Origin of the sequence: Micromonospora sp. LA-10 (assembly GCF_051853095.1) — a bacterium.
In the GTDB taxonomy this organism is placed as follows: Bacteria; Actinomycetota; Actinomycetes; order Mycobacteriales; family Micromonosporaceae; genus Micromonospora; species Micromonospora echinospora_A.
Genome location: NZ_CP195710.1, coordinates 4,729,551 through 4,741,967, shown reverse-complemented (window position 1 = coordinate 4,741,967; position 12,417 = coordinate 4,729,551). Strand labels below are relative to the sequence as shown.

Here is a 12,417-nt window from a genome sequence, read left to right as displayed (position 1 = left end):
AGGAGTACCTAGGGCCGGGTCTGCTCGTGTACCCAGGCGGTGTACCCGGGGTTGCCGCTGCCCTCCCGGCTGACCAGGATCTCCGGCACCTCGTACGGGTGGTTGGCGCGGAGCTGGTCGACCAGCGCGTCCACCCGGTCCGGCGCGGTCTTGAACCGCACCTGCCACTCGGCCGTGGTCTGGATCGCCGACTGCCACCAGTAGGTGCTGTCCACCGGCCCGCCGACCTGGGCGCAGGCCGCAAGCCGGCCGGCGACGGCCGCGGCCGCCAGCACGTCCGCCACCCCGCGGGCGTCCACCACAGTCGTCACCACGCAGATCTGGTCCACCAGCGCACCTTACGTGCCGCGCCGCCGGCGCGCTGAACAGGCGCGGAGAATCGGCTCAGGCGTCGACGGTGCCGTTGCGGTTGTCCGCGATCCACCTGTCGATGCGGGCCCACCAGTCGAACAGCCAGTCGATGCGCTCCTGCTTGCCCGCCGGGATCTCCTCCGGCGGCACCGACCAGAACCGCATCACGATCCGCTTGTCCATCGGCAGCTCGCGCCACACGTCGGCGACGGTGAGCATCTGGTCCAGGCCGGTGTGCGCCACGAAGATCACACCGGCGTCCGGCGCGGCGTCGAGCGCGGCGAGCAGCCCGCCCGGCTGCGGGGCGAGCACGTGCCGCATCCGCTCGGCGCGGCGCGCCATCCGCTCCAGCCCGAGCCCGCGGAGCCGGTTGATCGCGCGCAGCCGCCGCGACGGGGTGAAGTTGCCTCCCTCCGGGAAGATCACGAACGCGTCGTCGTCGTCCAGCCCGGTGGCCAGGTGCCCGATCTGCCGCACCACCGAGTCGCGCCCGTCCGGACCGGCCGCGATGAACCGGTTGGGCAGCCGGTTGAGCAGCACGTCGATGGCCGGATCCCACTGGAGCGTCTCCTTGAGCACGATCCGGGGTTCCCGGTTGAACCAGTTCACCAGCGCGTGGATCAGGATGAACGAGTCGCCGGGCCCGGCGTGCCGGCAGACGACCAGCTCGGGACGGCCGGGCAGGGCGGTGTCCGGGTCGGTGCCGACCACGTCGATACTCAGCCGCAGCGTCCACCGGGCCTGCCAGAACATCACCCGCAGGAACCACCCGGCGAGCACGTAGTGGGCCCGCTGGAAGGCCGGCGCGCGCTTGTACACGCCGAAGCCCGAGGCCAGCCAGAGCAGGAAGAGGGCGAGCAGCGCGGCGGCGTCCCAGACCAGGTAGACGGTGCCGATCCAGAGCAGCCGCAGCGGGCGCAGCCGTCCCGGCACCAGCGGCGACGCGGCGAGCGCGAGCAGCGCCCAGCCGGGCAGCGTGGTCACCACGAAGAAGGCGAGCAGCACCACTCCGGGCGCGAGCACCAGCCGGCGGAGCCAGCGGGGCGGCAACGGCATCAGCGCTCCAGCGCGGTGTCCAGGTATCGGCGGGAGGCAGTGTACGCGCGACTGATCCGCCGTCCCACCGCCGCCGTGTCCCGGTACGCCCACGGGCTGTCGTCGCGCGGCTCCAACCCGCCGGTGGGCAGCACGTGCACCTCCACGTCCTCGGGCAGCGCCGCCATCTCCCGCGCGAACCGGTGCCGGCGGGCGATCTCGAAGGCCACCTGGGCGATCTCCCAGGGGCGGCGCGGCGGGCTCAGCTCACGCTCTATCCGGCCCACCTGGAGCACGAAGATCTGCTTCGCGCCGAGCAGCACCGCCTCGCCGACCGGGATCGAGTTGACCACCCCGCCATCGATGTAGTGCTGGCCGTCGATCTGGGTCGGGGGCAGCAGCCCCGGCACCGAGGCGGAGGCGAGCACCGCGGGCACCAGCGGTCCGCTGTGGAACCAGTGCTCGGCGGCGCGCTCGATGTTCGCGGCGCAGCAGCGGAACGGCACGGCCAGGTCGGCGAAGGTGGTGTTCTCGCCCAGTGTGCTCTCCAGCAGGCGGTACAGCGGCCGGGGCGAGTGCAGGTGGGTACGGGCGGCGAACCGGCGCAGCTGCCGGGCGACCGAGTCGCCGTACACCTCGCTGGCCTCCGGGGACGCCCAGAGCCGGACCAGCCGGTCGGTGACCGCCTCGGTCGGGTCGGCGGCGACCAGGGCGCCGTTGACCGCGCCGATCGAGGTGCCCAGCACCAGGTCGGGCTTGATCCGGGCGCGGAACAGGGCGCGCAGCATCCCCACCTCGACCGCGCCGAGCACTCCCCCGCCGCCGAGCACGAACGCCACCGGACCTGCTGCCATGACGTTCATCCTGGCACGCGGCCCACAACCGGCCGGGGCGGACCGTCCCCGCTGGTCCCGGCGGTGACCGCGAGCCATCACGGATGCGCGCCCCGCAATCGGCGCCGCGCGGACTGTTGACAGGTAAGACACATTCACGCAACCTGATAGCGCTCCCGAGCCCAGGCAGGTGCGAGCTGATGGCGACACTCCAGGCCGGCCGTCTGCTGGCCCGTCGGTACCGGCTCATCGACCGGATCGGCGCCGGTGGCATGTCGGTGATCTGGCGCGCCCGGGACGAGGTGCTCGACCGGGTGGTGGCGGTCAAGGTGCTCGCGCCCTCACTCGCCGCCGACGCCCGGTTCCGCGACATGGTGCGCGAGGAGGCCCGCTCCGCCGCCCAGCTCGACCATCCACATGTCACGGCCGTGCACGACTACGGCGAGACGGTGGCGCCGGACGGCTCGATCACCTCGTTCGTGGTGATGGAACTGCTCGCCGGCGAGGAGCTGGAACACCGGCTCACCGAAGGGCCGCTGCCCTGGCCGGAAGCGGTGGAGACCGGCGCCCAGGTGGCCGAGGCGCTCGCCGCGGCACACCGGCTCGGCATCGTGCACCGGGACGTGACCCCGGCCAACGTGATGATGACCCGCACCGGGGCGAAGGTCCTCGACTTCGGCATCGCCACCCGGATCGGGACGCCGGACGACGACGAGGACGGCGGCACGTTCGGCACCCCGGCGTACGTGGCGCCGGAACGACTGGACGGGGCGCCGGCCCAGCCGGCCACCGACGTCTACTCGCTCGGTGTGCTGCTCTTCGAGACGCTCACCGGGCAGCCGCCGTACCCGGCGGAGACCTGGGAGCAGCTCAGCGCCGCGCTCGCGGAGAGCCCGGAGCCCAGCCTGGACGGCGTACCGGGGCTGCCCGGACCGGTCGCGGAGATCTGCCTGCGCTGCCTGGCCCGCGACCCGCGACGGCGGCCCAGCGCGCACCGGGTGGCGGCCGTGCTGCGCGACCAGATGCTGCCCGCCGACCCGCAGGCCGCCACCATGCTGGCGCCGACCATGACGTTGCCCGCGCTGCCGCCCCCGCCCGCTCCCCCGCCACCCGGACCGGCCGCGGATCCGCTCCCGCCGGACAACCCGGCCGCCGCGCCGGGCCGGCGGCGCGTCCTCGCGCTGGCGGCGGCCGGCGTGGCGGTGGTCGCCGCCGCCGCGCTGCTCGTGCCCATGCTGACGCCGGACCGGCCGGACGACCCCCGGGTGCTGCCGACCGCCGGGCCGGTCCAGCCGCCGACCACCGTCGCGCCCGCACCGGAGCCGCCGGTCACCACGGCGCCGGCCGCGCCGTCGAGCGCGCCCGCAACCGCCGGCGACCGCCCGCCCGCGACCGGCCAGGCCGACGCCGCCGAACGGGTCGACGGACTGATCGAGGCCGGACTGGCGGAGGGTCAGATCCGCGAGGACGTCGGGGTGGACCTGCGCAACCTGCTGCGCAACGCGGTCGCCGCGAGCGGTGAGGGCGAGGTGACCACCGCCGTGGACCGGCTCCGCGCCAAGATCGACGAACGTCGGCGCGAGGGCAGCATCACCCCCGGGTACGCGCGGCGACTCGACGCCGCCGCCGCGGAACTCGTGGCCGGGCAGACCTGACCGCTCAGCCCGCGACTGCGGGCGCGACGGCCCGGTGCGCCCGCGTGCCCGCTCGCGCGGCCAGGAAGCCCCGGTAGACCGCCTCGTAGTCGGCGGCCATCCGCTCCACCGAGAAATTCTCCGCGACGTGCGCGACGCAGTCGGCCGGATCCAGGTCGGCCGCCGCCAGCAGTGCCGCCGGCAGCTCGTCGGCGTCGTCGCAGACGAAACCGGTGACCCCGGAGCGGACCAGCTCCGGCACCGCGCCCCGGCGCAGCGCCACCACCGGCGTGCCGGTCGCCATCGCCTCCACCATCACCATGCCGAACGGCTCCGCCCACTGGATCGGCATGATCAGGCAGCGGGCCTCCACCAGCAGCCGCCACGCGGCCTCGCGGTCGGCGTTCAGCACGAGCGTGACGTCCTCGCCCAGCAGCGGCCGCACCACCTGCTCCAGGTAGCGGCGCTCGCCCGGCTCGTTGCACTTGCCGGCCAGCGTGAGCGGCAGCCCGGCCGCCCGGCACGCCGCGATCGCCACGTCCGGGCCCTTGTCCGGGCTGAACCGGGCCAGCCAGAGCACCGGGCCCGTCCCGGGCGCCCCCTTGCGCGGCACGTCCCGCAGCGGCATCGCGTTGTGCACGGTGCCGGCCCAGGGCAGCCCCGGGTTCGCCCGGCGCTGCGCGTGCGAGATCGCGACCAGGCCCACCCCCCGGTCGGTGTTGCCGAGCACCGTGCCGTACTCGCCCACCGGATTGCCGTGCACAGTCGCCACTGTGGGCACCCGGCGGCGTCCGGCCACCAGCGGGCCGATCGTGCTGTGGTCGTGCACCAGGTCGAAGTCCGCCGGGCCGATCAGGCGGTCGACGTGGGCCAGATGCGCCAGCTCGGGCAGCGACTCGCCCATCCGCTCGTACTGCAACTCGTCGCAGGTGGAGACGAAGTCGGCCGAGGTGCCGTGCCCGGTCCCGGCCCCGAACAGCGTCACCGCGTGGCCCCGCTCGACGAGCGCGTCAACCAGCCCGGCGACCAGCGTCTCCAGCCCGCCGTAGCCGGGCGGCGGCACCGACAGCCACGGCGGCACCACCATCGCGATCCGCAGCGGCCCGACCCGCCCGCGCTCCGAGGACTGCTGGTTCACGGCCACGAGTCCTCCCCGCTCGGTCCCCGGCGTACCCGCTGGGCCGCGGGTTCCCGGCCCGGCCCGCGGTAAACGACGCCCCGGCGGCTCAGCCAGACACCACGATCCCGACGTGCACCTCGCGTACGCCCGGCAGGGCCCAGGCGGCCCGTTCCGCCTCCTCGCGCTGCCACCAGGCGCCCACGACGCCGTCGAGCACCACCGTGTCGCCGTCGACCCGGGCGTCGATCCGCTCGGTGCCGGTACGCCGCAGCAGCAGGCGGCTCAGGTCGAGGCGCTGCTGCTCGTCGCTGGGCGGCGTCGGGGGCCGTACCTCGATCAGGTTCGTCAGCCCGCGTACGCCGCGCAGCCGGCGCAGCTCACGTTCGGCGGTACGGCGCTGGAAGCCGAACTCGACCTCGCCCCGGAGCATGACCCAGCCGTCGGCGACCGTGACGTCCAGCCGCTCGGCCGGCACGAAGCTGTCCCACTCCAGCGCCCGGCTGGCCGCGATCGCGATGTCGGCGTCGGTACGCCGATCAGTGGCGGTCAGGTCGACCTCCAGGTCACTGGCGACCGCGCGCACCCCGCGTACCCGGTGGGCGCAGCGCTCGACGGCCCACCGCCGCGCGTAGCTGTCCACCCGCCCGGCCAGCGTGACCACGCCCCGGTCGACGGTGACGGCGACCTCGGTGGCCCGGGTCTGCGCGTCCCAGTCCAGTTCGGCGAGGACATCGCGCTGGATCTGCCGGTCGGTACGCACGGCGGACGTGGTGGTCATGCCCGTAAGCGTGGCCCCGGCCCGGGTGAGCCGGCCTCACCCGCGCCGGGTGAGAAAGAGGAGGGGCGGCGGGCGACGGAGCCAACCCCCTTGGCTCCGTCGCCCGCCGCCCAGGAGGGAGGCAGGTCTTGGGGACTATGACGTCTCGGCGAGCGTCACGGTTGCGGTCTCGGCGGATCCGTTTCGCTTGTACTCGACCTCGACCCGGTCGCCGACCTTGCCGGCCTGAACCGCGCCGACCAGATCGTTCGAGTCGTTGATCACCTTGTCGCCGAACTTGGTGATCACGTCGCCGCGCTGGATCCCGGCCTTCTCGGCGGGGCTACCCGGGGTGACGGCGGCGACGAGCGCGCCGCCGTCCTCGGCGCCGTTCACGCTCACCCCGAGCGAGGGGTGGCTGATCTTCTCGCCGCGCTGGAGCTTCTCGGCCACGTCCTTGGCCTTGTTGCTCGGGATGGCGAAGCCCACGCCGATGTTGCCGGTGCTGCCCTGACCGGCGGTGGCGATGGCGGTGTTGATGCCGATCACCTCGCCCCGGGTGTTGACGAGCGCGCCGCCGGAGTTGCCCGGGTTGATCGGCGCGTCGGTCTGGAGCAGGCCGGAGATCGAGCTGGCGCCCTGCTGCGGGTTCTGCTGGCCGCTGCCCGCCTGGATGGTGCGGTCGCGGGCGCTGAGGATGCCGGCGGTGACCGAACCCTGCAGGCCGAGCGGGCTGCCCAGGGCGAGCACCTGGTCACCGACCTGCATGGCGTCGCTGTCGCCGAACTTCGCCGCCTTCAGGTCGCTGACCCCGCTGGCCTGGACCACCGCGAGGTCGGTCTTCGGGTCGGTCCCGACGATCTTGGCGGACGCGCTCTTGCCGTTGGCGAAGACCACCCGGACGGTGTCGCCGCCGGCGCCGGCGACCACGTGGTTGTTCGTCAGCACGAACCCGTCGGCGCTGAGGATCACCCCGGATCCCTCACCGCTGCCCGTCATGATCGTGACGATGCTGTCCTGGACGGAAGCCGCGATCTTGGGCAGGTCGGCGCTGTTGATGATCGGGGCCGCGGAGTAGGTGCGGGTCGGGCCGTCCCCGTCGAGCGCGAGGGCCAGCGCGCCGCCGGCCACGCCCGAGCCGAACATCAGGGCCAGCGCCAGCGCGCCGGCGCCGATGAACTTCCCGGCCCGACTGGGCCGCGCCGGCTGCGGCGCGCCCCACGGCGGGGTCGGCTGCCCGGCCTGGTACGGCTGGTAGCCCTGCTGCGCGTGCTGCCCGTGCTGTCCCTGGTACGGCTGCGCCTGGTACGACGGGACCGGGCCGCCGCTGTGCGGCGCCGACGGGTAGCCCGAGCCGCCCTGCTGCTGGGCCCAGCCGTGCTGCTGCTGGTGCTGCTGGTGCTGCTGGCCGTACCAGGGGTGCTGCTGCTGCGCGGCGGCCTGGTACGGCGTCCCGCCCTGCGGCGGGTACGGGCCGGCCGGCGCGGCGGCCGGGTTCGTGGTTCCGGCCTGCGCCGTGGTTCCGGCCTGCGCCGTGGTTCCGGCGGCCGGGGCGTCGGCCGGAACCGGCGCGGCGGCCGGGGTGTTCGAGGAGTCCGACGTCCCGCTCTCGACGCGGGGCAGCTCGGCGGTGTGGTGCGACGGCTCGGCGTCGGCGGGGGCCGGCGACCGCTGCGGATCGGTCTCGTGGTCGGTCATGCCCCCAGCTTTCCCCGTGGCACTGTCATCAGCCTGGAATCCGCCTGGAAGTTTTCTGAACGTCACTCGCCCGGCTCCGGCGCCTCGGGCAGCAGCGGCAGCTTCACCCGGAACGTCGCACCGCCGCCGGGAGTCTCGTCCACCTCGACGGTGCCGTGGTGCGCGGCCACGAGCGCGGCCACGATGGCCAGGCCGAGGCCGGTGCTGATCGGCCCGCCCGCCCGCCGGGTACGCGCGGCGTCCACCCGGTAGAACCGCTCGAACACCCGCTCGGCCTGCTCCGGCGTGAGGCCGGGGCCGGTGTCCGCCACCTCCACCACGGCGAGGTTGCCCGCCTCCGCGCGCAGCCGCAGCGTCACCGAGGCGTCCGACGGGGTGTGGGTGAGCGCGTTCGTCATCAGGTTGCCGATCACCTGGCGCAGCCGGGCGTCGTCGCCGAGCACCACCAGCGGGCCGGCGCCCGGCTCCCGCTCCAGCTCGATCCGCCGGTCCGGGTCGACCACCCGGGCCGCCTCCACCGCGTCCGAGGCCAGCACCGGCAGCTCGACCGGGGCCAGCGCGATCGGCCGTTCGCGGTCCATCCGCGCCAGCAGCAGCAGGTCCTCCACCAGCAGCCCCATCCGGGACGCCTCGTCCTCGATGCGGCGCAGCAGATCGGCGGTCTGCTCCGGCGCGCGCGCCGCGCCCTGCCGGTACAGCTCGGCGAAGCCCCGGATGGTGGTCAGCGGCGTCCGCAGCTCGTGCGAGGCGTCGGCGATGAACTGCCGCATCCGCTCCTCGGACCGGCGGGCCCGCGCTTCCGACGCCTGCGCGTACGCGGCGGCGTCCCGCGCGCCCGCCTCGGCGCTGCGCGCCGCCGCCTCGGAGGCGGCCCGCGCGGTGAACGCGGCCTCGATCTGGGCCAGCATCGCGTTCAGCGCCCGGGACAGGCGGCCCAGCTCCGAGGTCGGGCACGGACGCCCCATCTCCGGGTCGGGCACCCGCCGGGTCAGATCGCCGCCCGCGATGGCAGCCGCCGTACGCTCTATCTCCACGAGCGGCTTCAAGCTGGTACGCACGATGCCGGCGCCCACCGACGCCAGGATGATCAGAACCGCGCCACCGACGAGCACGTCTATCCAGAGCAGTTGCCGGACCGAGAGGTCGACGTCGTCGAGGTTCTGCCCGATTGCCAGGTAGGTGTTCTCGTCGACCTGCCGCACCATCAGGCGCCACCGCACCTTTTGGTCCGCGCCGTCGTCGGTGAAGGCCGCCGCGCCTGCGTGTCCGAGGTACCAGTTCGCGTCCTTGAGCCCCGCGGGCAGGTCGTCCGCTACCAGCGAACTGTCCCGAAGGACCACCGCGACCTGGGTGCGGCGGTCCCACTCACTGAAGAGGTAGTCGGTGGGCAGGTTGTTGGCGTTGGCCTGGTTGACCACCACGTCCTTGTTGAACTGGTCGCTCAGCTCGCCGTCGATCCGGTCGACCAGGTAGTTGTGCAGGAAGTAGGCGGTGGAAACGCTGATCACCAGCAACGCGCCGGCCACCAGGGCCAGGACGGCGGTGACCAGCTTGAGCCGCAGCGGAATCCCGCGCAGCCTGCCCTTGGCGTCATGGACGAGGTTCACGCCGCCGGCTTGCGTAGCACGTAACCCACTCCCCGGAGCGTGTGGATCAGCCGGGGCTGAGTGTTGTCGACCTTGCGGCGCAGGTAGGAGATGTACGACTCGACGATGTTGTCGTCACCGCGGAAGTCGTAGTTCCAGACGTGGTCGAGGATCTGCGCCTTGCTGAGCACCCGGTTGGCGTTGAGCATCAGGTAGCGCAGCAGCTTGAACTCGGTCGGCGAGAGCTGCACCCGCTGACCGGCGCGGTGCACCTCGTGCGTCTCCTCGTCCAGCTCCAGGTCGGCGAAGGTGAGCCGGGACGGGGCCTGCTCGCCGGTCGCGGTACGCCGCAGCACGGCCCGGATCCGGGCGGTCAACTCCTCCAGGCTGAACGGCTTGGTGACGTAGTCGTCGCCGCCCAGGGTGAGCCCGCGGATCTTGTCGTCGGTGGCGTCGCGCGCGGTCAGGAAGACCACCGGGGTACGGGTGCCGCCCTCGCGGAGCATCCGGATGACCTCGAAGCCGTCCAGGTCGGGCAGCATCACGTCCAGCACGACCAGGTCGGGCCGGTGGTCCTTGGCGGCGTTCAGCGCGGCGCTGCCGCTGGTCGCGGTGGCCACGTCGAAGCCCGCGAAGCGCAGGCTCGCGGAGAGCAGTTCGAGGATGTTGGGATCGTCCTCGACCACGAGCAGTCGAGCCTCCGTCTGGGTAGCCGCCATGGGCCCATCATCCGCGCTCCGGCTGCGGCCGCGCTGGGTGGACCCTGGAAACAACCTGTGAGATCAGCGGAACAGCCGCCGCAGCCCTTCCAGCGCTCCGTCGAGCATACGGATCGCGGTACGGAGCTGGTTGTCGCTGAGCCGCCGCGCCCGTACCAGCGCGCCCACCTCGACTGTGAACGCGGCCAACCGCTTGTCGAACTCGGCGAGCAGCGGCGAGTCGTCCGGCCGGGCCGGGCCCCCGTCGCTCGCGGGCCGGGCCGTGGCGGAGGCCGTCCACGCCCCCTGCCGGGTCTGCCGGGCCACCTCACGCAGTTCGCGCTTCAGGTCGCGGACCGAGCCGCGTACCTCGTTGTGAATCTCACCGGCCAGCGCGGACAGGTCCTCGACGGCGGCGCCGATGTCGGCCTCCAGGGTCGACAGCTCGTCGGCGCGCTGCCGCAGCTCGGCGCGGCCCGCCTCGGTGATCTCGTAGACCTTGCGCCCGCCCGCGGCGGTGTGCGTGACCAGGCCCTCCGCCTCCAGCCGTTGCAGCCGGGGGTAGATGGTGCCGGCGCTGGGCGCGTACAGGCCGAGGAAGCGGTCCTCCAGCAGGCGGATCAGCTCGTATCCGTGCTTCGGGCCGTCGTCGAGCAGCTTCAGCAGGTAGAGCCGGAGCCGGCCGTGGCTGAACACGGCGGTCACGGCAGCTCCTCCACGTCCTCGGCGGTCGCGACCGGGCGGGCGAGCAGTGCGATGCTCCCGGAGGTCGCGGAGGCCCAGAGCCTACCCGTACCGCCGCCGAGCACGCCGTGGCTGTCCTTGATCGAGCCGAAGCCCCGCTGCCCGCCGTCCACCTGCGGGAAGCCGCTGGTGATCTTGCCGGCGGTGGTGTGCAGGTGCACGGTGAGGTCGCTGTCCTCGCGGACCCGCACGGTGATGCTGCCGGAGATGGCGCTGAGGCGAATCTCGCTGCCTCGCGGGTTGTCCAGGTCGCAGGTGATCGAACCGGAGACGGCGTGGGCGCGGACCCGCTCGGGCGCACTGTCGGCGAGGATCAGCTCACCGGAGACCGTCTCCAGGTCGAGGTCGCCGCCGATGCCGAGCGCCTCGACCGGCCCGGAGATCACCTTGGCGCTGGTGCGCCCCCGCAACCCCCGCAGCGTGACCTCGCCGGACGTGACGTCGACCCTGGTGTCCCCGCGCAGGCCGGAGGCGACGAGCGTGCCGTCCACCAGGTGCAGGTCGGCGAGGACCTCGGCCGGCACGGCGATCGAGACCTCGGCGCGATACCGGCGGTGGAAGCCGCCGAAGGACCAGAGCACGCCCGGCCACCGGGTCGGCCGCTCGTGCTGCACGGTCAGCCGGCCGTCGCGCATCTCGACCAGGAGTGGCCGCCGGCCGATCCGGGTGACGTCGACCCGCGCCGGGCCGTCGGTGGCGACAACGTTGAGCCGGCCGCTGATCAGCCGGACGTCGAGCCGGGTGACCGGCTCGTCCACAGTGATCCGCTGCGGGCTGTCGACAGTCCAGTTGGCCATGGCGTCCTCCCCTCGACGACGTACCGACCGACGGCACGTCGAGTGACGCGAGGAGCATAACGCGATACATCGCGACTGAACAAGAGCCTATCGCGACTGTGTCGCGTCTCCGACGCATAGCCGATAGATCTTGGAAGCAAAAGGCCCTCATAGGGGCCGTTTGCTTCCAAGATCTCTGGCGGTTCAGCTCGACGAGACGCGCGCGCCGGTCAGGCCGTCAGGTCCAGCCCGGAATCGGCGGGCGCCGGGCACGTGAGCGGAGGGCGGGCGCGGGCGCGAGGGCGGGTGCGGGCCGGGGGTGGGGGCGTGACGACGAGGGCGGGGCCGGGCGGATCGCCGATTCGGCCACCCGCGCCAGCGCCCTCCGGTCCGCGCCCGGCGCCGGGTACAGCGCGGCCCGCACGGTCACGAACACGGTCAGGTCCCGGGCGGCGAGCACCCGGCGTACCGAGGTCCACAACGTCTCCTCGCCGAGGAAGGCGGCGAGCGTGCTCGGGTCACCGCCGTACCGGTAGGCGAGTTCCAGCGGCACCACCGGCGTACCGGTGGCCACGGCGGCCTGGAACATCGCCGGGCGGAAGCCGCGCGCCGGGCGGCAGTCGGTGGCGGCGCCGCACCAGGTCGTACCCTCCGGGAAGACCGCCACCGGCCGCCCGGAGCGCAGCGTCTCGGCCACGCGCGCGACGGTGGCGGGCAGGTCACGCGGCCGGGACCGGTCCACGAACACGGTGCCCGCCGCGGCGGCGAGCGCGCCCACCACCGGCCAGCGCCGGACCTCGCGTTTGGCCAGCATCCGGGCCGGCGAGACGGCCAGCACCGCCAGGATGTCCAGCCACGAGACGTGGTTGGCGACCAGCAGCGCGCGACCGCGCGGCGTCCGGCCCCGGGCCACCAGCCGCACCCCGAGGGTACGCAGCGTCCACCGTGCCCAGCCGCGCGTCGCGGCGCGCCCACGTGCCACGGGCAGCAGCGGCAGGAGCGCGGCCAGGCCGGCCCCGGCCAGCAGCATTCCGAGTACGCCGAGCAGCCGCCCCGCGCGGCGCAGGCGCGACACGTCCGGGGTGGCGGGCGGCGGCAGGCACTCCGGCCCGCAGCCCGACACGGGCCGCCACAGGCCGTCGTCCGGCACGCCACCGGCAGGACCGGACACGCCCCCGGCTCGAC

The 12,417-nt window shown here is 73.9% G+C and carries 12 protein-coding genes; 1 reads left to right on the top strand and 11 read right to left on the bottom strand.

Going from position 1 to position 12,417, the window contains the following annotated elements; all coding sequences use genetic code 11:
• Nucleotides 1-8: 8 nt before the first annotated feature.
• The 3 genes from cutA to ACSDG8_RS22455 are packed head-to-tail and all read right to left on the bottom strand — an operon-like array spanning nt 9 to nt 2,240.
• Complete coding sequence (gene cutA / locus ACSDG8_RS22465) at nt 9-329, bottom strand: divalent-cation tolerance protein CutA (RefSeq protein ID WP_073828716.1); 321 nt, start codon at nt 327-329, stop codon at nt 9-11.
• A 55-nt stretch (nt 330-384) separates the two neighbouring features.
• Entirely contained in the window at nt 385-1,407 is a 1,023-nt protein-coding gene (locus tag ACSDG8_RS22460) for a 1-acyl-sn-glycerol-3-phosphate acyltransferase (protein WP_210899555.1), read from the bottom strand.
• Complete coding sequence (locus ACSDG8_RS22455) at nt 1,407-2,240, bottom strand: patatin-like phospholipase family protein (RefSeq protein WP_210899557.1); 834 nt, start codon at nt 2,238-2,240, stop codon at nt 1,407-1,409. Before ACSDG8_RS22455 ends, ACSDG8_RS22460 begins: the two co-directional genes overlap by 1 nt.
• 179 nt (nt 2,241-2,419) lie before the next feature.
• On the opposite strand from ACSDG8_RS22455, the gene ACSDG8_RS22450 reads away from it, so the two are divergent.
• Nucleotides 2,420-3,874 (top strand): serine/threonine-protein kinase, encoded by a 1,455-nt coding sequence (locus ACSDG8_RS22450; RefSeq protein ID WP_210899559.1) that lies wholly within the window; start codon nt 2,420-2,422, stop codon nt 3,872-3,874.
• A 4-nt stretch (nt 3,875-3,878) separates the two neighbouring features.
• Here ACSDG8_RS22450 and ACSDG8_RS22445 read toward each other — a convergent pair whose 3' ends face one another.
• The 8 genes from ACSDG8_RS22445 to ACSDG8_RS22410 form a co-directional block, all read right to left on the bottom strand.
• Entirely contained in the window at nt 3,879-4,997 is a 1,119-nt protein-coding gene (locus ACSDG8_RS22445) for a glycosyltransferase family 4 protein (RefSeq protein ID WP_210899561.1), read from the bottom strand.
• An 82-nt stretch (nt 4,998-5,079) separates the two neighbouring features.
• Nucleotides 5,080-5,751, bottom strand: coding sequence for a BON domain-containing protein (locus ACSDG8_RS22440; RefSeq protein ID WP_210899563.1), 672 nt, complete (start codon nt 5,749-5,751; stop codon nt 5,080-5,082).
• Nucleotides 5,752-5,886: 135 nt separating this feature from the next.
• Entirely contained in the window at nt 5,887-7,428 is a 1,542-nt protein-coding gene (locus tag ACSDG8_RS22435) for a S1C family serine protease (RefSeq protein ID WP_210900146.1), read from the bottom strand.
• A 62-nt stretch (nt 7,429-7,490) separates the two neighbouring features.
• Complete coding sequence (locus tag ACSDG8_RS22430; protein ID WP_210900148.1) at nt 7,491-9,035, bottom strand: sensor histidine kinase; 1,545 nt, start codon at nt 9,033-9,035, stop codon at nt 7,491-7,493.
• Nucleotides 9,032-9,733: a response regulator transcription factor gene (locus ACSDG8_RS22425; RefSeq protein ID WP_030271847.1), complete on the bottom strand. Its 702-nt coding sequence runs from the start codon at nt 9,731-9,733 to the stop codon at nt 9,032-9,034. Before ACSDG8_RS22425 ends, ACSDG8_RS22430 begins: the two co-directional genes overlap by 4 nt.
• 63 nt (nt 9,734-9,796) lie before the next feature.
• Nucleotides 9,797-10,417 carry a PadR family transcriptional regulator gene (locus tag ACSDG8_RS22420; RefSeq protein WP_210900150.1) on the bottom strand — a complete coding sequence of 207 codons (621 nt, stop codon included), beginning with the start codon at nt 10,415-10,417 and terminating at the stop codon, nt 9,797-9,799.
• Nucleotides 10,414-11,253: a DUF4097 family beta strand repeat-containing protein gene (locus tag ACSDG8_RS22415; RefSeq protein WP_210943281.1), complete on the bottom strand. Its 840-nt coding sequence runs from the start codon at nt 11,251-11,253 to the stop codon at nt 10,414-10,416. Before ACSDG8_RS22415 ends, ACSDG8_RS22420 begins: the two co-directional genes overlap by 4 nt.
• Before the next feature lie 217 nt (nt 11,254-11,470).
• Nucleotides 11,471-12,403 (bottom strand): lysophospholipid acyltransferase family protein, encoded by a 933-nt coding sequence (locus ACSDG8_RS22410; RefSeq protein WP_307856300.1) that lies wholly within the window; start codon nt 12,401-12,403, stop codon nt 11,471-11,473.
• Nucleotides 12,404-12,417: the final 14 nt, after the last annotated feature.